This window comes from Pseudonocardia sp. SID8383 (assembly GCF_009864975.1).
GTDB lineage: Bacteria > Actinomycetota > Actinomycetes > Mycobacteriales > Pseudonocardiaceae > Pseudonocardia > Pseudonocardia alni.
In genome coordinates this window covers 1-662 of record NZ_WWFY01001098.1, presented here as the reverse complement: position 1 = coordinate 662, position 662 = coordinate 1, and the positions used below count along the sequence as shown (strand labels likewise).

Annotated in this window: 1 protein-coding gene; it reads right to left on the bottom strand. The window is 78.7% G+C overall.

The features are described 5' to 3' along the window. Positions 1 to 651 (bottom strand): FAD-binding oxidoreductase (locus tag GTW08_RS26475; RefSeq protein ID WP_161152682.1); only part of this gene is annotated, 651 nt, incomplete at its 3' end. Positions 652 to 662: the final 11 nt, after the last annotated feature.

Here is a 662-nt window from a genome sequence, read left to right as displayed (position 1 = left end):
CCAGCGCAGCACCGCGGACCCGGCGTGCGCCGACGGGCTGACCGCGATGTCGCACTCGGTCCAGGCGTGCTCGCCGAGCAGGTCCTCGCCGAGCACCTCGTCGATGCCGACGGCGCGCTCGTGCACCTGCAGCCGCGTGAGCGGGACGGTGCGGAGCTCCAGCGCGGTCGCGATGCCCAGTGCGCCGAGCCCGCAGCGGGCGGCGTCGAGGTCGGGTCCGGTGACGTCGCGGACCGTGCCTCGGCCGTCGACCAACCGGACGGCCCGGACCTGGCCGGACAGCGAGCCCTCCGCGGGGGCGCCGCCGTACATGCCCAGCCCGGTGGCGCCGCCGATGGTGGCGCGGGGCGCGTCGGGCACGGTGGCCAGCGCCCGGCCGGCGGCGGCGAGGGCGACGCAGAGGTCCGCGACGGTCTCCCCGGCCCGCACCCGCACGGTGTCCTCGCCGATCTCGACGACGCCGGTCAGCGCGGACACGTCGAGTAGTACGTCATCGGTCCGGACGAGGGGTCCCGGGGCGCGGCCGCCGGCACCGGTGGGGCGGACGGTGGCGCCCCGTTCCGCGGCCCGTCGCACGGCCGTCACGACGCCGGCCTCGTCGAGCGGGCGGTCGGTGCGCCGGGGGCCGGTCGCGGCGGGATCGGTGCTCATCCCTCGCAGGG